The organism is Rugamonas rivuli, assembly GCF_009380165.1.
Classification (GTDB): Bacteria; Pseudomonadota; Gammaproteobacteria; order Burkholderiales; family Burkholderiaceae_D; genus Rugamonas; species Rugamonas rivuli.
Genome location: NZ_WHUF01000006.1, coordinates 192,074 through 212,185 on the forward strand (window position 1 = coordinate 192,074; position 20,112 = coordinate 212,185).

Sequence of the window (20,112 nt, forward strand, 5' to 3'; positions counted from 1 at the left end):
TGGGCGCGAGTTGACGTATACGGAAATACCGAATGCCGATGGGGGTATAAGAAAAAGTGATGGCTAGTCCGCGATGCCCTCCAGGAAGGGCAGCAAGTGCGCCAGGAAGTCGTCCGGATTCTCCTCCATCACGAAGTGGCCGGAATCGCCGATCATCGCGCCGCGCAGGTCGAGGGCGCGGCCCTGCATGGTGAGCAGCGGTGCGTCCTTGGTGGCGTGCTCGGCGCCGATGGTCAGCACCGGCATGGCCAGCGGCGAGGCGGCGCGCAGCAGGTTCTGGCGTATCGTCTCGGGGATCGCCCGGTAGTAGGCGAAGCCGGCGCGCAGCGCGCCCGGCGTGGCGTAGGCCTCGGTGTACACATCGGCGGCGACTCGGTCGCGGCGGTACGACCATTTGTCCAACATGAAGCCGATGTACTCGCGCTCCTTGCCGGCGGTGAGCGCCTCGGGCAGGTCGTGCACCTGGTTGAACATGAAGTGCCACAGGAAGATATTGTCTTCCGGCGGGACGAAGATGGGCGGCGCCGGCGCCAGGCCGGGGATCACCGCCTCGGCCAGCGCCAGCTTGCCGATCGCGCCGGGGAAATCGCTGGCCATCGCATAGCCTATCCACATGCCGATGTCGTGGCCGACCAGGTCGAAGTTGGCGTGGCCGAGTTGCGCCATGGCCTGGTGCAGGATGCAGGCGACGGTGCCGGTGTCGTAGCCGCCGGCGGGGCGGTCGGAGTGGCCGGTGCCGGGCGGGTCGACGGCGATGGCCAGATAGCCTTGCGCGGCCAGTGCGCTCATGACGTGGCGCCAGGCGTACCAGGTTTGCGGCCAGCCGGGTATCAGCAGCACCGGGCGGCCGGCGCCGGCGCTGACGCAGTGGATGCGGTTGCCGTCGACGCGCACGTAGTCGTGCGAGAAGCCGGTTTCGGGATGGTCTTGTAAATGCATGGTGTTCCTTGTGTGGTCGGGTGGAAGCATCAGGCGATGCCGAGCAGCTGCTTCATTTGCTGCGGGTTGATGGGCGCACCGGCGAAGTCGTCGAAGATCTTGTCGGTGACGGGGATGATGTGGGCGTTGATGAAGTCCACGCCCTCCCTGGCGCCGACCTCCTGGTGCTTGAGGCAGCACTCCCACTCCAGCGCGGCCCAGCCGGCGTAGTCGTACTGGGTCAGCTTGGAGAAGATGGCCTTGAAGTCGACCTGGCCGTCGCCCAGCGAGCGGAAGCGCCCGGCGCGGTTTTCCCACGACTGGTAGCCGCCGTAGATGCCTTGCCGTCCGCTCGGATTGAACTCGGCGTCCTTGACATGGAACATGCGGATGCGCTCCTTGTAGATGTCGATGAAGTCGAGGTAGTTCAGCTGCTGCAGCACGAAGTGGCTGGGGTCGTAGAGCATGTTGCAGCGCTGGTGCTGGCCGACGCGGTCGTAAAACATCTCGAAGCTGACGCCGTCGTGCAGATCCTCGCTGGGATGGATTTCGTAGCACAGGTTGACGCCCTGTTCATCGCAGGTGTTCAGCACCGGCAGCCAGCGCTTGGCCAGTTCGTCGAAGGCGGTTTCGATCAGGCCGGCCGGACGCTGAGGGAAGGGGAACAGATAGGGCCAGGCGAAGGAGCCGGAAAAAGTGCCCATCTCCGTCAGGCCCAGACGGCGCGAGGCCTTGGCCGACATCAGCAGGCGTTCGATGGCCCAGGCGGTGCGCGCCTGCGGCTTGCCGTGCAGTTCGGCCGGCGCGAAGCTGTCGCACATGGCGTCGTAGGCGGGATGGACGGCGACCAGCTGGCCGAAGATGTGGGTGGTCAGTTCGCTCAGCACCAGGCCGTGGCCGGCCAGCATGCCGGTGATGTCGTCGCAGTAGGCCTGGCTTTCGGCGGCGGTGGCGACGTCGAACAGGCGCTGGTCCCAGGCGGGCAGCTGCAATGCCTTGAAGCCGGTGTCGCTGGCCCAGGCGGCGATCGATGGCAGGTCGTTGAAGGGGGCTGCCTCGTCGCTGAATTGGGCGAGGTGCAGGCTTGGTCCTTTGATGGTACGCATTTTTATCGGCTCCTATTGTTTGTCGATCGACAAAGAATAGGGTAAATTTGTCGGGCGGTCAAGCCGGCATTTGTTCGCCGGGTGGTTGGAGCGAGCGGCTATACTGGCCGTCCTGGTGATTTTGCTGAGGTAAATGATGGCTGGTAGGCCAAGAGAATTCGACCGCGAACTGGCGCTGCAAAAGGCCAGGGACGCTTTTTGGGAGCGTGGCTACGAGGGTGTGGCCATGTCCGATCTGGTGGCGGCGCTGGGCATCGCGTCGGCGCGCATTTACGCCGCCTTCGGTTCGAAGGAGGAGCTGTTCCGCGAGGCGGTGGCGCTTTACGTGGAAGGCGAGGGCGGCTTCGCCACGCGCGCGCTGGCGCAGGAGGAGACGGCGCGCGCCGCCATCGAACGCATGCTGCGCGAAGCGGTGCTGCTGTACACCCGCAGCGGCCGGCCGCATGGCTGCATGGTGGTGTCGGCGGCGGCCAATGGCGGCATCCAGAGCGACGCTGTCATCACTTGGCTGGGGGAGTTCCGCAGCGCCCGCACCAAGTCGATAGTCGACCGTCTGCGCCTGGCCTTGAAGGCCGGCGAGTTGAAGGCCGGGACCGACGTGGTGGCGTTGGGCGATGTCTACGCCACGCTGCTGCATGGCTTGTCGGTGCAGGCGCGTGATGGCGTCGGCAAGGCGCGACTGCTGGCGATGATCGCGCCGGCGATGGCGGCGCTGGAGCTGGCCAGCCGCTAGGCGTCAGGAGCTGGTACCGCCGGCAATAGCGGTGGCCCCCGGCCAGGTGTCGCCGGCGCACAATTGCGCGCTGACCTGCTGCACCAGCCGGCTGACCGCCGCCGCCGCGTTGGTCAGCGGAATATTCTTGGAGGCGCACAACACCACCGTGCGCGAAATCGACGGGCTGTGGATGCGGTGCGAATGCATGGCGCCGCGCTCCAGCTCGTCCAGCACCGGCGCCGACGGCAGGATGGTCGCGCCCATGTCGGCCAGGATGGCGGACTTGAGGATGGCGATGGAATTGATCTCGATCACCTGGTCCAGCACCAGGCCGGCCTGGCGCGCCACGCTTTCGATGCGCGGCCGCACGCCGTGCTGCAGTCCGGGCAGGATCAGCGTGGTTTTCAGCGTCTGCGCCAGGGTGAGTGCTTGCTCGCCTTGCGCATACGTGGCGTCGGCGCGACAGATGAAGCGCAGTTCTTCTTCCACCAGCGGCGTGGTGGCGAACTGGGCCAGCTGGCCGTCGTCGAACAGCACGGCCAGGTTGACGCGGCCGGATTTGAGCTGGTCGCTCAGGTTGCCGGTCAGCTCTTCGGTCAGCTGCAGTGTGATTTCCGGGTATTGCGCGCGCGCCGCCGTCAGCAGCGGCAAGGCCAGCGCGCCGGAAATGCTGTGCGGCAGCCCCAGCGTGACGCTGCCGCTGGGGCGCTCGGCCGACTGCGCCACCGCCGAACGGGCGTCGGCCACCTGCTTGAGGATGGCCTGCGCGTGTTCGTAGAAAATCTTGCCGGCGTCCGTGCTCAGCACGCCCTGGGCGGAACGATGCAATAACTGCACGCCCAACTCTTCTTCCAGCTGGCGCAACTGTTGCGTGAGTGCCGGTTGTGCAACATGCAGCACCAAGGCCGCCCGCGACAGCGAACCGTGGTCTACTATGGCTACAAAGTAACGGAGTTGGCGTAATTCCATGGATGCTGGGGCGTTGTATTAACCTGGACAAACAAATGGTAGCACTTGTAAAACTAATCCTGACAGGAAACTATTTGTTATACTGGTATCAGCCCGTTCCGCTGCCGCCAGCCTCTTTAAAGTGGGTACCAGTATGCTAAAGAAAGTCGACTCTTCACAGCTTAAAGTGGGCATGTACATCCATGACCTGAGCTGCGACTGGATGACCCATCCGTTCGTTCGCAACCGTTTCCTGCTCACCAGCGAAGATGAAATCCGCAAGATCATCAACGCCGGCATCCACGATGTTGTCATAGACAACGCCAAAGGCATGGACGTGCAGGACGCGCCGACGCTGGACGAGGCGCAGGCTGCCACCGAACGCGAAATCGTCGAAATCGTCGCCAAGGCGCCGGTCATCACCCGCGTTTCGCTGGGCGAGGAGATGCAGCGCGCGGTGCAGATCCGCCATCAGGCCTCGACCCTGGTGCGCACGGTGATGCAGGACGCGCGCCTGGGCAAGGCCATCGAACTCGATCAGGTACAGCCGGTGGTGCAGAATATCACCGAATCCATTTTGCGCAACCCGGGCGCGCTGGTCGGCCTGCTGCGCATCAAGAACAAGGACGATTACACCTTTTTGCACTCAGTTAGCGTGTGTACGCTGCTGGTTGCGTTCTGCCGCTCACGCGGCATCGATGCCGAAACGACCCACCAGGCCGGCCTCGGCGGCCTGCTGCACGACACCGGCAAGGCGCTGGTGCCGGACGCCATCCTGAACAAGCCCGGTCCGCTGACGGACGAGGAATTCGCCATCATCAAGCGCCATCCGCAGGACGGCTACAACATCCTGCGGCAATCGCCAGAGGTGGGGCCGATTCCGCTCGACATCACGCTGCACCATCACGAGCGGCGCGACGGCAGCGGCTATCCGAGCAAGCAGGCCAACGACGAAATCAGCGAATTGGCGCAGATGGCGGCCATTGTCGACGTGTACGACGCCATTACGGCCGACCGCTGCTATCACAAGGGCATGCCGGCGGCGGCGGCGCTGCGCAAGATTTACGAGTGGAGCAAATTCCACTTCAACCCGAAGTTCGCCCAGGAATTCATGCGCTGCGTGGGGATCTACCCGGTCGGGACGATGGTCATGCTGGAATCGGGACGCCTGGGTGTGGTGATTGAGCCACACGAGACCAACTTGCTGGCGCCGAAGGTGAATGTTTTCTTCAACACCAAGCAAAACCTCTACATCAAGCCGGAAACCATCGATTTGTCGCGCGGACTGGGCTTTGGCGGCGGCGACAAGATCGTCGGCCACGAGTCACCCAGCAAGTGGAATGTCGACCCGATGCGCTTCCTGACGCTGGCCTAGAAGAATTCGGCGGTGTCGTTGGATTCGATGGCGTGCAGCAGGCCGCCGTCGACCAGCTCGTCGTAGTGGCAGGCCAGGTTGCGGCCGTGGCTTTTCGCGTAGTACAGCGCCTGATCGGCGTGTCCCAGAATGATCACCGGCGCCTCCAGCGCGCTGATGCTGACAAACCCCACGCTGACCGTCACCTTGCCCACCTGCGGGAAATCGTGGGAGGCAACGTTGGTGCGGAAGCGGTCGATGATTTTCTTGGCGTTGTCCAGGGTGGTCGAACGCAGCAGCACGACGAATTCCTCGCCGCCGAAACGGAACACGCGGTCTTGCGCGCGGAACGAGGAGGTCAGCAGGTTGGCGATCAGGATCAATACCTCATCGCCGTATAAATGGCCGAAACGGTCGTTAACGTGCTTGAAATGGTCCACATCGACCACGGCCAGCCATTGTTTTTCCTCATCGTGGTGGCTGCGGCGCTCCGGTTCGCCCGGCAGCGTGATGGCGTCCTGCTCGGTGCTGGCGGCCAGCATCTTGGCCAGCTGGTCGTCGAAGGTCTTGCGGTTGAGCAGGCCGGTCAGCGAATCGCGTTCGCTGTAGTCCAGCAGGTTCTGGAAGTTGCGGTAGACGCTGACGATGCCGCCGATGACGTGGATGGTGTCGCTGGTGTACGGGGTCGGGTTGACGATTTCCAGGCAGGTGTCGGCCTTGTCGCCCAGCCAGATCGGCAGCCACAGCGTGTGCTCGCCCGCCTCGTTGGCGACGTCGGCGCCCGATTCGTGGTTGGCGATGCACTGGGCCAGGGCCGGGATGTTCTCGATCGGTTCGCCGGGATTGTGCAGGTCCGAGGTGTCGACCATGCGCGCCGCTTCGCCGGCGCAGATGATGGCGCGCGGCCGGACGAAAATTTTGCCCCTGACTGTGGCCAGCGTCAGCACGCGGGCCTGACTGGCGCGGGCAAGCTCCTGCACCGCCGAGATCACTGAGATGTCGAGCATCGTGTGATCGCGGTGGCCGGTCATGTCCACCATGTGTTTCAGTAGGGAATCCATTTTCTTCTCTGGAAAATAATCACACAACCTTGCGTCGAGCCACGTTTTGTTCACGCCTATCAAGCCAATATCTTTGATAGTCAGGCGCACAGTGAAGCTGCAACACGGGGCCTTTCCAAAGAACAGCTAAGCAGGATAATAGCTTTTTGCAATCAAGGCAATTCATGTGTGCGAAAAAAAACATTCCTTGCAACTTATGCGACCTTTTTCCGACAGCCAAGCTGTTCCGTCCGAGCTTAATGATCAGGAAACTGATGCAGTTTGACATAAGCCAGCCGGGATGTCTGTCCCGCACGAACATTTTCATCATACCCCTAAAATGATGCCGCACGGAAAACTTGCGTCACGTCAACTCTCGGAAAACTCCGATCCGTATAGTAGGTCTTAATGGCGAGGTAGCGGCGATCCGGCAGTCCGCCGGGCCCCGCCAGGGGTACTTTTTTTCATTTCATCCGGGAGTAAATCATGAACTCGCTTATTGCAGCAGCAAAGGTGTTTGCGCACGACGAAGAAGGGATCACCGCCATTGAATATGGCCTGATCGCGGCGACGATGGTGGCGGCGGTCAGCGCCGCCTTCGTTTTGCTGGGGCCGGCGCTGAAGACCGCCTTCACTACGATCGCGACCGCCATCACCACCGCGTAAGCACCAGGCTTTCCAGCCGCAGTCGGGCTGGAAAGCCTTACGCCGGAGAAAACGCCATGTTGAATTCGATCGAAGTGATATTGATCTGCCTGGTGGCGCAAGCGGCAATTACTGACTTGGCCCTGCGCAAGATCCCGAACGTTCTGATCCTCAGCGGCCTGCTGCTGGCACTGATGCTGCATATCATGGGCGGACAGCATTGGGCACCCGTCACCGATTGGCTGGCCGGCAGCTTGGCCGGCTTTTTCTTATTCCTGCCACTGTATGCCTTGCGCGGCATGGCCGCCGGCGACGTCAAGCTGATGGCCATGGTGGGCGCCTTCGTCGGCCCGCTGGCGGCGCTGCAGGTGGCGGCGCTGGCCACGCTGATCGGCGGTGTGATGGCTTTGGTGATGCTGTTGTTCAGCGGCCGCTGGCGTGATGGCTGGCGCAACCTGGTCACGATCTGCAGGCCGCTGTTGTGGCGTTGCCTGGGCATGCCGGTGCAGCCGGTGCCGCTGGAGCCCGGCGCCAGCGTCGGCGGCATCCCCTACGGGCTGGCGATCGCGCTGGCGACGATGGCGGTTGTCGTGCTGGCGCATCGCTGATCGGCCGGCCGCTTGCCGCGCCTTTGCTGCGCGTCAATGTCCACAAAGTGCGGGCCGATAGACTTGATTCCTCAACGTAACTAATTCAACGCTGGAGACCGCCATGCTCGCTGTCGAATCGCCTTCCTCCGCCCACGATGCCGGCTCAGCCGGCGAGCTGCCGGCGCAGCCGAAATCGGTGCGCGACACCGGCTTGTCGCAGCAACTGATCGTCGAGCTGATCGCCAAGGCCATTTTCGTCGGCGGCAAAACCCATCTGCCGGTGCTGACCACGCGGCTGCACCTGTCGATCAACGTGCTGCGCGAGGTGCTGGAGTTCATGCTGGCCGAACACGTGGTCGAAGTGGCCTGGCGCGGCGAGTCGGACATCGACGTGCAGTACCAGCTGACGGCGGCGGGACGGCTGCGCGCCAGCGCCTGGATGGACCGTTGTCCCTACGTCGGTCCGGCGCCGGTGACGCTGGACGCCTATCGCGCCGTGGTCGAGCGCCAGGCCGCCCAGGTGCCGCAGTTGTGCGCCGATGAACTGGCGGCCGAATTCGCCGACGATTTCCTCAGCCCCGCCGTGCAGCGCATGCTGGGAGCGGCGATGTACGCGGGCCGCACGGTGCTGCTGCATGGGCCGTCCGGCAGCGGCAAGTCGGTGCTGGCGCGCCGCCTGGGGAGCTTGCAGCAGGGCGTGATCGCGGTGCCGCATGCGCTGGTGGTGGGGCAGGAGATCGTCCAGGTCTACGACGCGCTGCTGCATCGCGCGCCGACGCCGCAGCACCTGCGCGCATTGCGGCCGTCGCCGGAGCGCCGCAGCAGCGATCCGCGCTGGGTGCTGTGCCAGCGGCCCGTGGTGGCGCTCGACGCCGACCTCAGTGCCGACATGCTGGAGCTGCAGCCGGACAGCCATAGCGGCAGCTACCGTTCACCGCCACAGCTGAAGGCCAACAACGGCCTGCTGATCGTCGACGACCTGGGCCGGCAGCGCATGCCCGCCGCCGATCTGCTGAACCGCTTCTCGCAGGCCCGCGAACTGGAACGCAGCCAGCTGGCGCTGGCCGGCGGCTACCACTTCAGCGTGCCGTGCCACATGCAGCTGGTGTTCGCCACCAGCCTGTCGCCGGAGGCGCTGCTCGACGCATCGGCGCTGCGCCGCATCGGCTACAAGATCCCGGTCGGCCCGCTGGACGGCGCCAGCTACCGCACCTTGTTTCGCCAACAGTGCGTGACGATGGGCGTGGTGTTCGACGAAGCGGCGCTGCGCCATCTGATCGACGTGCTGCATGCGGGCAGCGGCCTGCCGCTGCTGGCCTGCTATCCGCGCGAGATCATCGGCCGCATCAGCGATTTCGCCGGCTTCCTCGGCGAGCCTGCGCGCCTCGGCGTGGCGGCGCTGGAGCAGGCCTGGATCAGCATGTTCGCCACCTGCGAACCGGCGGCCGCCGCCGGCGATGCGATCGACCAGCTGCAACGGCGCATAGCATGAACAACAAGCGCGCACTGATGATGATGGCGCTGGCTGTCGTGCTGGGCCTGGTGGCCGTGGGCCTGGCCTCGCGCTGGCTGCTGCGCCAGTCGCCGGCGTCGGCCAACAAGATCGTCGTCGCCGCCACCGATGTGAACCTGGGCCAGCGCCTGACGCCGGAGATGCTGATGACGATAGACTGGCCGGCCGAAAGCCTGCCGCGCGGCGCCATCCGCGACGGTGCGCGGCTGGTCGGGCGCGTGCTGAAAACCAGCGTGCTGCGCAACGAGCCGCTGAGCGAGGCCAAGCTGGCGCCGGCCGGCACGCTGGGCGGCCTGTCGGCGCTGATCTCGGAAGGCAAGCGGGCCATCACGGTGCGCGTGAACGATGTGGTGGGCGTGGCCGGGTTTGCGCTGCCGGGGAACTTCGTCGACATCATCGTCAACACCCAGGCCGCCGCATCCGGCAACGACAACGCGATCTCCAAGATCGTGCTGGAACGGATACTGGTGCTGGCCGTGGCGCAGGAAGTGGGACGCGACGAGACCAAGCCGCGCGTGGTCAACGCCGTCACGCTGGAGGTGACGCCGGCGCAGGCCGAGAATATCGACCTGGCGCGCAGCGTCGGCAGCTTGTCGCTGGTGCTGCGCAACCAGGTCGATCCGCGCCCCGGCGTGACGGACGGCGCGACCAAATTCAGCCTGCTCGGTATCGCCAAGGCTAGTGCACCTGCCCCCGCGCCGGCGGCAACGCCCGCCGTTGCGGACAAGCCGCGCGCGCAGCTGGCGCAGACGGCGCCGCGCAACCGCTCCTGCGTCGGCGTGATCGCCGGTGTGCAGCGCACGCAGGAATGCCTGTGAGCGCGCCATGAGGACGCTACGATACGTGCTGCTGATCGCGGCGGCCAGCCAGGCGCAGGCCGCCGCCGGCGTCCCGGCCAGCGGTGTCGCCGCTGCCGTCGCCGCGCTGGAAGCGCAGCAGCCGCAGTCGCAGCCGCAGGTGAGCCGCGAGGCCGTGGGCCTGCGCTGCAGCGGCCAGGCGGCGACGCCGGGCAACCTGACCCTCGCGCTGGGCAAGTCGACGCTGATGCGCATGCCCGAAGCGGTGCAGGCGCGCAGCGTCGGCAATCCGGCCGTGCTGCAGGCGATGCTGGTGGCGCCGGATACGCTGTACGTGGTCGGCGTCGACATCGGCAGCAGCAATATGATCGTGCAGGGCCGCAGCGGCATGTGCAATGTGATCGAGGTGGTGATCGGCGTCGATCCGGCCGCGCTGCAGAACGCGCTGGCCGCGCTGATGCCAGCGCAAAAAGACATCCAGGTCAGCGCCGCCGGCGACACGCTGGTCATCAGCGGCACCGTCGACGATGCGCAAACGGCGGCGCGCGTGCTGGACCTGGCGGCCGCGTTTGTGCGGCGCCCGGCGCAGGCGCTGGAGGCAGCCAAGGGCGACAAGGGCGGTGCGGCCGCAGCGTCGCCAGCGTCGGCGCCGTCCGCCGCCGGCGCTGGCGCGGCACGCATCGTCAACCTGCTCAACGTCGGCGCACCGCAGCAGGTGATGCTGGAAGTGAAAATCGCCGAGGTCTCCAAAACGCTGCTGGACAAACTGGAGAGCGGCCTTGCGCTGAAGTTCGGCAACGGCAGCTGGACTACCTCGCTGGCATCGGATTTTGTGTCCGGCATGCTGAAAGGACTGCTAGGAGTCGGCAAGGCCGGCGGCAACCACGCCAGCATCTCCGCCGAAAAGCAGGATGGCCTGGTACGCATCCTGGCCGAACCGACGGTGATGGCGATCAGCGGCCAGGAAGGCAGTTTTCTGTCGGGCGGAAAAATCTTCATTCCAGTCGCCCAGGACAACAACAAGATCACGCTGGCGGAGAAGGAGTTCGGCGTCGGCCTGCGCTTCACGCCCACGGTGCTGGCCGGCGGCCGCATCAACCTGCGCGTGGCGCCGGAAGTGTCGGAGTTGTCGCGCGAGGGCATCGGCATCTCGGCTGCGGGTTTTTCGGGCGGCGCCATCCTGCCGCTGATTACCACGCGCCGCGCCTCCACCACGGTTGAATTGTTCGATGGCCAAAGCTTCGCCATCGGTGGCCTGATCCGCAACACCCAGAGCGCCAACATCCACGCCCTGCCGGTGCTGGGCGAGCTGCCGGTGCTGGGGGCGCTGTTCCGCAGCACCGACTTCCAGCAGGACCGCACCGAGCTGCTGTTCGTGGTGACGCCGCATCTGGTCAAGCCGCTGCCGGAGAACTACAAGCTGCCGACCGACGACGTCACCACGCCGAGCCGCGCGCAGCTGTTCCTCGAAGGCCGAATGGAAGGGCCGCCGGCCCAAAGCACCGACCACAAATAACCGGGATACGACGATGCGACATCTACTTAGCCTGCCAATGGCATGCACGCTGGCCGCGTGCGCCCTGAATACCGCCTCCATCACGCCCACCACGCCGCAATGGGACCGCAACTTCGGCGCCGCTGCCCGCGCCACGCTGGCGCAGCAGGTCATGCATGCGGACGCGGGCCGCAACGGCGATCCGGTCGCCGGCATGGACGGCCGCTCCGCGCACGCCGCCTACGAGCGGTACCAGAAGGCCAGCAGTGAGCCGGCGCCGCAGCCGTCCGCATTCACCATCGGCGTCAGCGGCGCCAAGTAGCTGCATCACGAGGAGCGATCATGAAAGCACTGATGATCAGCAGGGACAGCCTGCTGCACGCCGAAGTCGCCGCACAAGGCTCCGCGCGCATGCCTGCGATGCAGCTGGTGGCATCGCGCAACGGCCTGCGCGACGCGGTCGAACGCCAGCTGCCGGAGATGCCGGACCTGGTGATCGTCGACGCCAGCGATGCCGCGCCGGACGAGACGGAACTGCTCGAACGACTGGGCAAGCTGTATTCCTCGTCGTCCTTCATGCTGCTGACGCGCGAGCCGCAGCAGGACCTGCTGATCCGCGCCATGCGCGCCGGCATGCGCGAGGTGCTGCAACTGCCGCTGGTGCACAGCGCCTTCCACGAAGCGATGAGCCGCATCGAAGTGGCGACGGGCGTCAGCCAGACGCGCGACGGCAAGGTGCTGGCCTTCATCTCCTGCAAGGGCGGCAGCGGCGCGACGTTTTTGTCGACCAATTTCGGTTACGCGCTGGCCGCGCTGGCCGACAAGAAGGTGCTGCTGATCGACCTGCACGGCCAGTTCGGCGACGCCACGCTGTACGTGTCGGACCAGAAGCCGACGATGACGCTGTCCGACATCTGCGCGCAGATCAGCCGCATGGACGGCTCCTTCCTCGATTCCTGCCTGGTGCACGTGGCCTCCAACTTCGGCGTGCTGGCGGCGGCGGACGATCCCAATCACGCGGTCGACATGAAGCCCGAGCATATGGACGCCATCCTGCGCGTGGCGCGCCAGCACTACGACTTCATCGTGCTCGATGTCGGCCGCCAGATCGACGCCATCTCGCTGCGCGCGCTGGACCAGGCGGACACCATCCATCCGGTGCTGCAGCTGGCGCTGCCGGACATCCGCGACGGCCGCCGCCTGCTGGACATCTTCCGCTCGCTCGGCTATCCGAGCGACCGCACACGCCTGATCGTCAACCGCTACGAAAAGGGCGGCAAGCTGCGCTTGATGGACCTGGAGCAGGCGCTGGGCGCGGACGTGGTGCACACGGTGCCCAACGACTATCTGTCGGCCACGGATTCGGTCAACCAGGGCATACCGGTGCTGCAGCTGTCGCGCAGCAGCGCGGTGGCGCGCAGCCTGGCCGAGCTGGTGGAACTGGTGACGGCACGCCGGGTCTCGGAAAGCAAAGGCCTGTTCGACCGCCTGTTCGGCCGCCACGACAACGATTGAGGAGGATGACATGAGCTTACGCGAACGGCTGGCCACTGCGGACGACAACCGCCAGGGCATCAACGGACCGCCGGGCCTGGCCGCGGCGGCCTACCTGGAGCTGAAGAAGAGCATGCATCAAACGATACTCGACCGCATCGACCTGGAGCGCCTGAAGCGGCTGACGCCGGAGCAGTTCAAGCACGAGCTGGCGCTGCTGGTCCAGCGCATCATCGAGGAAGAGCGCATCGTGCTCAATCAGCACGAGCGGCATAGCCTGGTGCTCGACATCCAGCACGAGATGCTGGGCTTCGGGCCGCTGGAGCCGCTGCTGGCCGATCCCGGCGTGTCCGACATCCTGGTCAATACCTGCGCCAGGGTCTACGTCGAACGCGCCGGCCGGCTGGAGCTGACCGACGTCACCTTCAACGACAATGCCCACCTGATGAAGATCATCGAGAAGATCGTCTCGCGCGTGGGCCGCCGCGTGGACGAGTCCAGCCCGATGGTCGATGCGCGGCTGCCGGACGGCTCGCGCGTGAACGCCATCATTCCGCCGCTGGCGATCGATGGACCTATCCTGTCGATACGGCGCTTCGCCGTCAATCCGCTGACGGTGCAGAACCTGCTCGACTACCGCAGCCTGACGCCGCCGATGATGGAGGTGCTGAAGGCGCTGGGCCAGGCCAAGGTCAACATCCTGATCTCCGGCGGCACCGGCAGCGGCAAGACCACCATGCTGAACGTGCTGTCCGGCTTCATTCCGGCGGCGGAGCGCATCGTCACCATCGAGGATGCGGCGGAGCTGCAAATGCGCCAGCCGCATGTGGTGCGGCTGGAGACGCGGCCGCCCAACATCGAGGGCAAGGGCGAGGTCAACCAGCGTTCGCTGGTGCGCAACGCGCTGCGCATGCGGCCGGACCGCATCATCCTCGGCGAGGTGCGCGGGCCGGAGGCGCTCGATATGCTGCAGGCCATGAACACCGGCCATGAAGGCTCGCTGGCCACCATCCACTCGAACACGCCGCGCGACGCCTTGTCGCGGCTGGAGAACATGGTCGGCATGACCGGCTTGAACCTGACGCCGCGGGCCACGCGGCAGCAGATCTGTTCCGCCGTCACGGTGGTGATGCAGGTGTCGCGGCTGACCGACGGCACGCGCAAGCTGGTCAGCCTGCAGGAGATCACCGGCATGGAGGGCGACGTGATCGCCATGCACGAGATCTTCCGCTACGAGCAGAAAGGCGTGGACGCGAACGGCAAGGTGCAGGGCCGCTTTTCCGCCACAGGAGTGCGGCCGCGCTTCGCCGACCGTCTGCGCATGTTCGGCGTGCCCGTGGCCGATTCGGTGTTCGATCCCGACAAGATCTACGAGTAGCGACATGGACACGCTCTTCACGGCTTTCGCGGTGCTGCTGTTCGCCGCGGTGATCCTGATGATCGAAGGCGCCTGGCTGTGGTGGTCGAGCGCCCACGGCGGCGGTGCGCGGCGTATCGCCAAGCGCTTGCGGTTGATGGCTGCGCGCGGCGAGCGTGGCGGCGAGCGGATCGACATCCTCAAGCAGCGCAGCTATAGCCGCAATCCCGCGCTGGAGAGGATCCTGCGCCGGGTCGACCGCCTGGCCTTGCTGGACCGGCTGCTGTTGCAGGCCGGCGTGCAGTGGTCGGTGTCGCAGTTCCTCTGCTGCACGCTGGCGATGCTGGCCTGCGGCCTGCTGATCCTGTCGCTGCTGTCAATGCCTGCGATGGCGGCGGCCGGCCTGCTGGCGTTGTCGCTGTCGCTGCCCTGGCTGGTGTTGATGCGCACGCGCCGCGCGCGCCTGCTCAAGCTGGAGGTGCAGCTTCCGGAGGCGGCGGACTTTCTCGGCAGGGCGCTGCGCGCAGGGCACTCCTTCGCCAACGTCATGCAGATGGTGGGCGAGGAGATGCCGGAGCCGATCGCCGGAGAATTCAAGTTCGCCTACGAGGAGATCAACTACGGCGTGCCGATGAACGAAGCCTTGCACAACCTGGCGATGCGCGTGCCGCTGACCGATCTGCGCTATCTGGTGATCGCGGTGCTGATCCAGCGCGAGTCGGGCGGAAACCTGGCTGAAGTCCTCGGCAACATCAGCCGTCTGATACGTTCCCGCCTGCGCTTGCTGGCGCAAGTGCGTGTGATGTCGGCCGAGGGCAGGATGTCGGCCTGGATATTGGGCTTGCTGCCGCTGGGCGTACTGGGCGTGATGGTGCTGGTGAATCCCGCCTACATCCGCGTGCTATGGACCGATCCGGTAGGCGTGCGGATGACGTGGTATGCCTGCGTGATGGCCTGCGGCGGCGTGCTGTGGATGCGCAAGCTGATACGCATACGGGTTTGAGGAGCGGGGCATGGACATCCGGCAGATTGTTTTCCTCGTGATCGTCTTCGCGGTGGTGGTGTGCATCGCGCTGGTGGCGCTGCTCAGTTTTTCGTCGGTGCCGATACGCGAGCGGCTCGGCGATTTCATCGGCACGTCGGAACCATCGTCGCCGGTCGAAGTGGGCTGGGTGGAGAAGGTCGCGCAGGCGGCGCAACCTTTTTCCCGCATGTCGCTGCCGGAGGAGGGCTGGGAGCGCTCGCCGCTGCGTACCCGTTTCATGAACGCCGGCTGGCGCAGCGCATCGGCTCCGTCGCTGTACTTCGCCGCCAAGACGCTGCTGGCGCTGGGGCTGCCGGCCGTGGTGGCGGTGGTGGGCGCCGCCGCGCTGCAGGGGGCGCTGAACAAACTCTATCTCCATCTGCTGCTGGTGACGGCGGCCATCGGCTACTACATACCGAACGCCGTGCTGTCGCGCAAAGCGGCCGGCCGCAGCCGCGAGATCTTCGAAAACTTCCCCGACGCGCTGGATCTGTTGACCGTCTGCGTGGAAGCGGGCCTGAGCCTGGAGCGCGCACTGGCCAAGGTGGCGGGGGAAATCCACATCAAGAGCGTGGCGCTGGCGCAGGAGCTGCAACTGGTGCTGATGGAAGTGCGTGCGGGCTTCAGCAAGGAGAAGGCCTTGCGCAACCTGGCCTTGCGCAGCGGCGTCGAGGATGTGGACACGCTGGTGGCGATGCTGATCCAGTCGGAGCGCTTCGGCACCAGCATGGGCGAATCCTTGCGGGTGCACTCGGATAACCTGCGCAGCAAACGCAGCGTGATCGCCGAGGAGGCCGCAGCCAAGATCGCGTTGAAGCTGTTGTTCCCGCTGATCTTCTGCATCTTCCCGACGCTGATGCTGGTGCTGATCGGGCCCGCTGGCATCCAGATTTACCGGATGCTGCCGACGATGCTGGGCCAATAGGAGACGATGATGAAACGCGAACTGGGCGCCGCATGCACCGGCGCATTGCTGATGGCGTGCAGCGGCATGGCGCCTGCACCTTCTCCTGTACTGGAGCCGGACACGCGCAGCTCCGCGCTGACAGCGCTGGAGCGGGCCTGCCTGCAGGCGCCGACCGATGCGTCAAGCTGGGAACAGCTGGGCGCGGCGCTGGAAGCCGGAGGAGAGCGCGAGCGGGCGGCGACCATGTTCAAGCAGGCAGCCACGCTGCGCGCCCATGACGTACAGCGCGACTACATGCTGCTGAAGGAGGGCGCGGCGCAGGCCAGGGCCGCCCTCGATGCGTCGATGCCGCGCACAGAGGTGCGGCAGATCGGCGCGGCGCTGGTGGAGGTGCTGCGCTTCGGCGCAGGTGCGCGTGTCGGTGCGAGTTCCGCTGCAAGTGCCGATGCAGTCGCCGTGGCCGCAGCCGCGCCGCCGGGCGTCCGGCTGGAGATCAGCAACGGCAACGGCATCGCCGGCGCCGCCGCGCGGCTGGCGCGCACGCTCAGCGCGGAGGGCATCAAGGCCACGCGCCTGACCAACGTCCGGCCGTTCGTGGTGCCGCTCAGCCGCATCGAGTACCAGCGCGGCCAGCAGCTGCTGGCCCAGACGCTGGCGCAGCGACTGGGCTTGCCGCTGCAGGCGCAGAGCGGAAAATCGGCCTATGCAGACATGCGCATCGTGCTGGGGCACGACGTCGTGCAGGCCCGCTATCTGAAGTAAAAAAAAACCGTCCGGGAGGAGTGACCCTCGCGGACGGTAAAAACACACCCATGTGTTTCCTGCTGCGGACTACCGCATTCCTTACTGCCAGCTGATGCTGCCCATGCCGCGGGCGCTGGCGTTACGACTGGCCGGGTTGCCGTACACCTTGGCCGAACCCATGCCCGATAACTTCATATTCGCGCTGTTCTTCGCGTACACCGACGCGCTGCCCAGTCCTGTCATGTTGACGTCCACCGTGTCGGCGAGCAGTGCCTGTGCATCGAGGCCGCCCACGCCGCCCAGGGTGGCGTGCAGTTGCCTGGTCTGGCCGGTCATTTCGATGTGGCCGGCGCCGTGCAGGTTCAGATCGACGTTGTCGCTGTTGCCGGTGTTGACGGTCATGCTGCCGACGCCGCCCAGCTTGACGTCGACGTTGCGATACTGGGTGTTGTTGACCTTCACCGAACCTGCGCCATCCAGTGTCAGGCGCAGCTTGTCGCCGCTGAAGCCTGCGACTTCGGTCGAACCGACGCCGCCCGACACGATCTGCTGCAGGTTCGGCAGCGTCAGTTCCGCGCGCAGCGACTGCTTGTTGCCGAAGCTGAAGCTGCGCATCTTGCTTGTGCCGATGTGCAGGGTATCGCCCGTCTGCTCCACCGTCACTTTTTTCAGCGCGTCAGCCTCTCCGTATAGAGTCAGCGACGCGACTGGTCCTTGCTTGACCTTGAGGCTGATGACGCCATCGAGGTCGATGTTGACGGCACGCGCATCGACGCTGCGGTTTTCGCTGATCACATCGGCCGCCAGCGCGGCGCTTGCGCCGCTGCTCAGTACCGTGGCCAGCATTGCAGCCTGCAGATATTTTTTCATGATGCGCTCCGTCGTTGTTCGAGGTTTGCTGCGGGGATTACAGTGCTGCTTTTTCCGCGGCGGTCAGGCGTTTGGCGCTGACGGTGACAACCTGCATTTTGCTGGTGTCGGCCTTGGCGGCGACTGCTGCCACTGGGGCTGCACTGTGCATGGCCGGTACGGCTGCGGTGGCGAACGAGGTGGCGCTGGCGACGACGATTGCTGCGACGAAGATGGCTTCCATGTTTTTGGCGATGTTCATTTTGAGCTCCTTGGGTTGTGTGGTTCACTGCGTTTTGTCTTGCGTTGAGTGAACTATAGACAAGGGGGCCCTGTACATCCATCGGGATGTGACGAACTGCAAAAACGAGGGGTCAGAATGCGGATTAGCGGTTTGAAACTGCGCCGCACAGCAGGTCTTGATTGCTGGCGTAGAGCTGTGTCAGCCAGGCGGAGACGGTTTTGAAGCGGGCGATGGAGCCGGCGTCGCGATGGCTGAGCAGCCAGATATCGCGCTGCACCTCGACGCCGCTGCCGATGCGCACCAAGCCCTCCTGCTGCCCCAGCAGGCAGGGCAGCAGCGCCATGCCGACGCCGGCCCGGCAGGCGCGCACCATCGTGCTCAGGCTGTTCACCTTCAATACTTTGTTCGGCTGCGGGTCCATCTGCGCCAGCCACTGCATTTCGCCGGTGCCGGCCAGCGCGTCGTCGTAGGCGATCCACGGCTGGGTGCCCCAGCAGGCGCGCGGCGTGTCGGCGAATCTGGCGTGGCCGTAGACGGCGAAGCCGAGATCGCCCAGCTTGCGCATCACCAGCGCCGCATCCTCGCCCGGCTTGCCCAGGCGCAGGGCGAAATCGGCCTCGCGGCGGGTGAAGGACAGGTTCTGGTTTTCCGCCTGCAGCGTCAACTGCAGATGCGGATGCTGCGCGTGCAGGGTGGGAACGTGGTCCAGCAGCCAGTAGTCGAACAGGAAGTCGATCGAGGTGATGTTGACCGGGCCGGCCGTGGCGTCGGCCTCCTGGGTAGAGGCTTGCAACATGCTCTGGACGTTGCCGTAGACCGCTTCGCCATGCTGGACGAAGACCTGGCCGGCGTCGGTCAGCTGGTAGCCGGTGTTATCGCGGATGAACAGGCGCAGCTTCAGGGCTTTTTCGGCGGCGGCGATGCGGCGGCTGATGGTCGAGGCATCCACGCCCAGCTGGCGGCCGGTGGCGCTCATGCTGCCGCTGCGCGCCAGCGTCAGGATCAGCGGGATGTCGTTCCAGTCGAATTCGGTATTTGAGGGCATGGAGGATGTCGTTTCGTGGGGCGGTCTGCATTTTTGCAAAGTCAGCTTGCAGGGCTGTCTGTTCCGCAAATGCACCGGCTGGCCTAAGATTCAACCCATCGCAAGGCCAAACGTGCAAAGCACTGTAGCACAGGCCCTGGTAGCCAAGCATCGACTAAAAGAGAGAAAGTGCTGTAAAAGAATTGATTGAAATAGCTTGCTATTGAATAGCGTGCGATATATATTGAGCACGTGGGCAGCACAAGAATCGCCAGTAAGAATGTAAAAACGTAGTTTCCTATTAAATCGTTAACTAATTAAAATGGAGTCCATCATGAACAAAACTACCCAAGACCAAGCAGTGAACCCATCCCGCCGCTCCGCCATCTTTGGTGGCGCCGGTGCAGCAGTCGCCGCCGTGGCGGTGCCGCTGGCCGCGTTTGCCGGGGGCAGCGCACAGGCCGCGCCGGTGATTCATGGTGGCGCAGTCAGCAAAACGGGCAGCACCATCACCACCCGCGACGGCGTCGAGATCTACTACAAGGACTGGGGCCCGCGCACCGGCCAACCGGTGATCCTGAGCCATGGCTGGCCGCTGAACGCGGACAGCTGGGAATCGGCCGCCTTCCACCTGGCCAACAACGGTTTCCGCGTCATCACCCATGACCGCCGCGGCCACGGCCGTTCGAGCCAGCCTTGGGACGGCAACGACATGGACCACTACGCCGACGACCTGGCGCAGCTGATCGAAGCGCTGGACCTGAAGAACATCATCCTGGCCGGTTTCTCGACCGGCGGCGGTGAAGTGGCGCGCTACGTGGGCCGCCACGGCACCAAGCGCATCGCCAAGCTGGGCCTGATCTCGGCCGTGCCGCCGCTGATGCTGAAGACCGCCACCAACCCGGGCGGCCTGCCGATGGAAGTGTTCGACGGCATCCGCGCCGGCTCGGTTGCCAACCGCGCCCAGCTGTACCTGGATATCGCCTCCGGCCCGTTCTACGGCTACAACCGTCCGGGCGCCAAGCCTTCGCAGGGCATCATCCAGGCATGGTATGCGCAGGGCATGCAGGCCGGCCACAAGAATACCTATGACTCGATCAAGGCATTCTCCGAGACCGACTTCCGCGAAGACTTGAAAAAGTTCGACAAGCCTACCCTGGTCATCCACGGGGACGACGACCAGATCGTGCCGATCGATGCCGCAGGCAAAGCCTCGGCCGCCATCGTCAAGCACGCCAAGCTGATCGTCTACCCGGGCGCACCGCACGGCTTGACCGATACGCACAAGGAACGGTTCAACGCCGACTTCCTGGCCTTCGCCAAGTCCTAAAATGAAGAAAGGGCCCCG

At 65.1% G+C, this 20,112-nt stretch carries 21 protein-coding genes; 14 read left to right on the forward strand and 7 right to left on the reverse strand.

Annotated features, from left to right (window positions below; translation table 11 throughout):
* Window positions 1-63: 63 nt before the first annotated feature.
* Together GEV01_RS22425 and GEV01_RS22430 are read right to left on the reverse strand one after the other, a co-directional pair.
* Complete coding sequence (locus GEV01_RS22425; RefSeq protein WP_152807742.1) at window positions 64-939, reverse strand: alpha/beta fold hydrolase; 876 nt, start codon at window positions 937-939, stop codon at window positions 64-66.
* Window positions 940-968: 29 nt separating this feature from the next.
* The gene (locus tag GEV01_RS22430; protein WP_152807743.1) at window positions 969-2,024 is read right to left on the reverse strand and encodes a sugar phosphate isomerase/epimerase family protein; all 1,056 of its coding nucleotides are present in this window, start codon (window positions 2,022-2,024) and stop codon (window positions 969-971) included.
* A 136-nt stretch (window positions 2,025-2,160) separates the two neighbouring features.
* Between GEV01_RS22430 and GEV01_RS22435 the strand changes: the two genes are divergently transcribed.
* Window positions 2,161-2,757 (forward strand): TetR/AcrR family transcriptional regulator, encoded by a 597-nt coding sequence (locus GEV01_RS22435; RefSeq protein ID WP_152807929.1) that lies wholly within the window; start codon window positions 2,161-2,163, stop codon window positions 2,755-2,757.
* 3 nt (window positions 2,758-2,760) lie between these two features.
* On the opposite strand, the gene GEV01_RS22440 is transcribed toward GEV01_RS22435, so the two are convergent.
* Window positions 2,761-3,708 carry a LysR substrate-binding domain-containing protein gene (locus GEV01_RS22440; protein ID WP_152807744.1) on the reverse strand — a complete coding sequence of 316 codons (948 nt, stop codon included), beginning with the start codon at window positions 3,706-3,708 and terminating at the stop codon, window positions 2,761-2,763.
* Between the two features lie 133 nt (window positions 3,709-3,841).
* On the opposite strand from GEV01_RS22440, the gene GEV01_RS22445 reads away from it, so the two are divergent.
* Window positions 3,842-5,062, forward strand: coding sequence for an HD-GYP domain-containing protein (locus GEV01_RS22445; RefSeq protein ID WP_152807745.1), 1,221 nt, complete (start codon window positions 3,842-3,844; stop codon window positions 5,060-5,062).
* On the opposite strand, the gene GEV01_RS22450 is transcribed toward GEV01_RS22445, so the two are convergent.
* Window positions 5,059-6,102 (reverse strand): GGDEF domain-containing protein, encoded by a 1,044-nt coding sequence (locus GEV01_RS22450; RefSeq protein WP_008443834.1) that lies wholly within the window; start codon window positions 6,100-6,102, stop codon window positions 5,059-5,061. The genes GEV01_RS22445 and GEV01_RS22450 overlap by 4 nt on opposite strands.
* Before the next feature lie 465 nt (window positions 6,103-6,567).
* Here GEV01_RS22450 and GEV01_RS22455 point away from each other — a divergent pair, with 465 nt between their 5' ends.
* The 11 genes from GEV01_RS22455 to GEV01_RS22505 all read left to right on the forward strand — a co-directional run bounded on the left by GEV01_RS22455 (window position 6,568) and on the right by GEV01_RS22505 (window position 16,665).
* Window positions 6,568-6,747 carry a Flp family type IVb pilin gene (locus GEV01_RS22455; protein ID WP_152807746.1) on the forward strand — a complete coding sequence of 60 codons (180 nt, stop codon included), beginning with the start codon at window positions 6,568-6,570 and terminating at the stop codon, window positions 6,745-6,747.
* Between the two features lie 56 nt (window positions 6,748-6,803).
* The gene (locus tag GEV01_RS22460) at window positions 6,804-7,334 is read left to right on the forward strand and encodes an A24 family peptidase (RefSeq protein ID WP_152807747.1); all 531 of its coding nucleotides are present in this window, start codon (window positions 6,804-6,806) and stop codon (window positions 7,332-7,334) included.
* A gap of 103 nt (window positions 7,335-7,437) precedes the next feature.
* Entirely contained in the window at window positions 7,438-8,808 is a 1,371-nt protein-coding gene (locus GEV01_RS22465) for an ATP-binding protein (RefSeq protein WP_152807748.1), read from the forward strand.
* Complete coding sequence (cpaB, locus tag GEV01_RS22470) at window positions 8,805-9,647, forward strand: Flp pilus assembly protein CpaB (protein ID WP_152807749.1); 843 nt, start codon at window positions 8,805-8,807, stop codon at window positions 9,645-9,647. Before GEV01_RS22465 ends, cpaB begins: the two co-directional genes overlap by 4 nt.
* Before the next feature lie 7 nt (window positions 9,648-9,654).
* Window positions 9,655-11,142 carry a type II and III secretion system protein family protein gene (locus tag GEV01_RS22475; RefSeq protein ID WP_152807750.1) on the forward strand — a complete coding sequence of 496 codons (1,488 nt, stop codon included), beginning with the start codon at window positions 9,655-9,657 and terminating at the stop codon, window positions 11,140-11,142.
* A 13-nt stretch (window positions 11,143-11,155) separates the two neighbouring features.
* A complete protein-coding gene (locus GEV01_RS22480) occupies window positions 11,156-11,443 on the forward strand; it encodes a hypothetical protein (RefSeq protein WP_152807751.1) in 288 nt (95 codons plus the stop codon).
* A 20-nt stretch (window positions 11,444-11,463) separates the two neighbouring features.
* Window positions 11,464-12,636: an AAA family ATPase gene (locus tag GEV01_RS22485; RefSeq protein WP_152807752.1), complete on the forward strand. Its 1,173-nt coding sequence runs from the start codon at window positions 11,464-11,466 to the stop codon at window positions 12,634-12,636.
* 10 nt (window positions 12,637-12,646) lie between these two features.
* On the forward strand, window positions 12,647-13,993 hold the full coding sequence (locus GEV01_RS22490) for a CpaF family protein (RefSeq protein WP_152807753.1): 1,347 nt from the start codon (window positions 12,647-12,649) through the stop codon (window positions 13,991-13,993).
* A 4-nt stretch (window positions 13,994-13,997) separates the two neighbouring features.
* Window positions 13,998-14,975 carry a type II secretion system F family protein gene (locus GEV01_RS22495; protein WP_152807754.1) on the forward strand — a complete coding sequence of 326 codons (978 nt, stop codon included), beginning with the start codon at window positions 13,998-14,000 and terminating at the stop codon, window positions 14,973-14,975.
* 10 nt (window positions 14,976-14,985) lie between these two features.
* Window positions 14,986-15,921, forward strand: a complete 936-nt coding sequence (locus tag GEV01_RS22500) for a type II secretion system F family protein (protein ID WP_152807755.1) — start codon at window positions 14,986-14,988, stop codon at window positions 15,919-15,921.
* Window positions 15,922-15,930: 9 nt separating this feature from the next.
* Complete coding sequence (locus GEV01_RS22505) at window positions 15,931-16,665, forward strand: LytR C-terminal domain-containing protein (RefSeq protein WP_217428476.1); 735 nt, start codon at window positions 15,931-15,933, stop codon at window positions 16,663-16,665.
* A gap of 81 nt (window positions 16,666-16,746) precedes the next feature.
* Here GEV01_RS22505 and GEV01_RS22510 read toward each other — a convergent pair whose 3' ends face one another.
* The 3 genes from GEV01_RS22510 to GEV01_RS22520 form a co-directional block, all read right to left on the reverse strand.
* Window positions 16,747-17,517: a GIN domain-containing protein gene (locus GEV01_RS22510; RefSeq protein WP_152807757.1), complete on the reverse strand. Its 771-nt coding sequence runs from the start codon at window positions 17,515-17,517 to the stop codon at window positions 16,747-16,749.
* A 37-nt stretch (window positions 17,518-17,554) separates the two neighbouring features.
* Entirely contained in the window at window positions 17,555-17,758 is a 204-nt protein-coding gene (locus GEV01_RS22515; RefSeq protein ID WP_008443885.1) for a hypothetical protein, read from the reverse strand.
* A 124-nt stretch (window positions 17,759-17,882) separates the two neighbouring features.
* The gene (locus tag GEV01_RS22520; protein ID WP_152807758.1) at window positions 17,883-18,785 is read right to left on the reverse strand and encodes a LysR family transcriptional regulator; all 903 of its coding nucleotides are present in this window, start codon (window positions 18,783-18,785) and stop codon (window positions 17,883-17,885) included.
* A 313-nt stretch (window positions 18,786-19,098) separates the two neighbouring features.
* Between GEV01_RS22520 and GEV01_RS22525 the strand changes: the two genes are divergently transcribed.
* Window positions 19,099-20,094 (forward strand): alpha/beta fold hydrolase, encoded by a 996-nt coding sequence (locus tag GEV01_RS22525; RefSeq protein WP_152807759.1) that lies wholly within the window; start codon window positions 19,099-19,101, stop codon window positions 20,092-20,094.
* The last annotated feature ends 18 nt before the right edge of the window (window positions 20,095-20,112 follow it).

Excerpts from the sequence above, each read along its gene's own strand:
- GEV01_RS22435 (WP_152807929.1), top strand. The coding sequence starts at position 2,161 with ATGGCTGGTAGGCCAAGAGAATTCGACCGCGAACTGGCGCTGCAAAAG.
- GEV01_RS22460 (WP_152807747.1), top strand. The coding sequence starts at position 6,804 with ATGTTGAATTCGATCGAAGTGATATTGATCTGCCTGGTGGCGCAAGCG.
- GEV01_RS22445 (WP_152807745.1), top strand. The coding sequence starts at position 3,842 with ATGCTAAAGAAAGTCGACTCTTCACAGCTTAAAGTGGGCATGTACATC.
- GEV01_RS22520 (WP_152807758.1), bottom strand. The coding sequence starts at position 18,785 with ATGCCCTCAAATACCGAATTCGACTGGAACGACATCCCGCTGATCCTG.
- GEV01_RS22425 (WP_152807742.1), bottom strand. The coding sequence starts at position 939 with ATGCATTTACAAGACCATCCCGAAACCGGCTTCTCGCACGACTACGTG.
- GEV01_RS22505 (WP_217428476.1), top strand. The coding sequence starts at position 15,931 with ATGAAACGCGAACTGGGCGCCGCATGCACCGGCGCATTGCTGATGGCG.
- GEV01_RS22525 (WP_152807759.1), top strand. The coding sequence starts at position 19,099 with ATGAACAAAACTACCCAAGACCAAGCAGTGAACCCATCCCGCCGCTCC.
- GEV01_RS22515 (WP_008443885.1), bottom strand. The coding sequence starts at position 17,758 with ATGAACATCGCCAAAAACATGGAAGCCATCTTCGTCGCAGCAATCGTC.
- GEV01_RS22430 (WP_152807743.1), bottom strand. The coding sequence starts at position 2,024 with ATGCGTACCATCAAAGGACCAAGCCTGCACCTCGCCCAATTCAGCGAC.
- GEV01_RS22485 (WP_152807752.1), top strand. The coding sequence starts at position 11,464 with ATGAAAGCACTGATGATCAGCAGGGACAGCCTGCTGCACGCCGAAGTC.
- GEV01_RS22475 (WP_152807750.1), top strand. The coding sequence starts at position 9,655 with ATGAGGACGCTACGATACGTGCTGCTGATCGCGGCGGCCAGCCAGGCG.
- GEV01_RS22465 (WP_152807748.1), top strand. The coding sequence starts at position 7,438 with ATGCTCGCTGTCGAATCGCCTTCCTCCGCCCACGATGCCGGCTCAGCC.
- GEV01_RS22500 (WP_152807755.1), top strand. The coding sequence starts at position 14,986 with ATGGACATCCGGCAGATTGTTTTCCTCGTGATCGTCTTCGCGGTGGTG.
- GEV01_RS22450 (WP_008443834.1), bottom strand. The coding sequence starts at position 6,102 with ATGGATTCCCTACTGAAACACATGGTGGACATGACCGGCCACCGCGAT.
- cpaB (WP_152807749.1), top strand. The coding sequence starts at position 8,805 with ATGAACAACAAGCGCGCACTGATGATGATGGCGCTGGCTGTCGTGCTG.
- GEV01_RS22510 (WP_152807757.1), bottom strand. The coding sequence starts at position 17,517 with ATGAAAAAATATCTGCAGGCTGCAATGCTGGCCACGGTACTGAGCAGC.
- GEV01_RS22490 (WP_152807753.1), top strand. The coding sequence starts at position 12,647 with ATGAGCTTACGCGAACGGCTGGCCACTGCGGACGACAACCGCCAGGGC.
- GEV01_RS22455 (WP_152807746.1), top strand. The coding sequence starts at position 6,568 with ATGAACTCGCTTATTGCAGCAGCAAAGGTGTTTGCGCACGACGAAGAA.
- GEV01_RS22480 (WP_152807751.1), top strand. The coding sequence starts at position 11,156 with ATGCGACATCTACTTAGCCTGCCAATGGCATGCACGCTGGCCGCGTGC.
- GEV01_RS22440 (WP_152807744.1), bottom strand. The coding sequence starts at position 3,708 with ATGGAATTACGCCAACTCCGTTACTTTGTAGCCATAGTAGACCACGGT.
- GEV01_RS22495 (WP_152807754.1), top strand. The coding sequence starts at position 13,998 with ATGGACACGCTCTTCACGGCTTTCGCGGTGCTGCTGTTCGCCGCGGTG.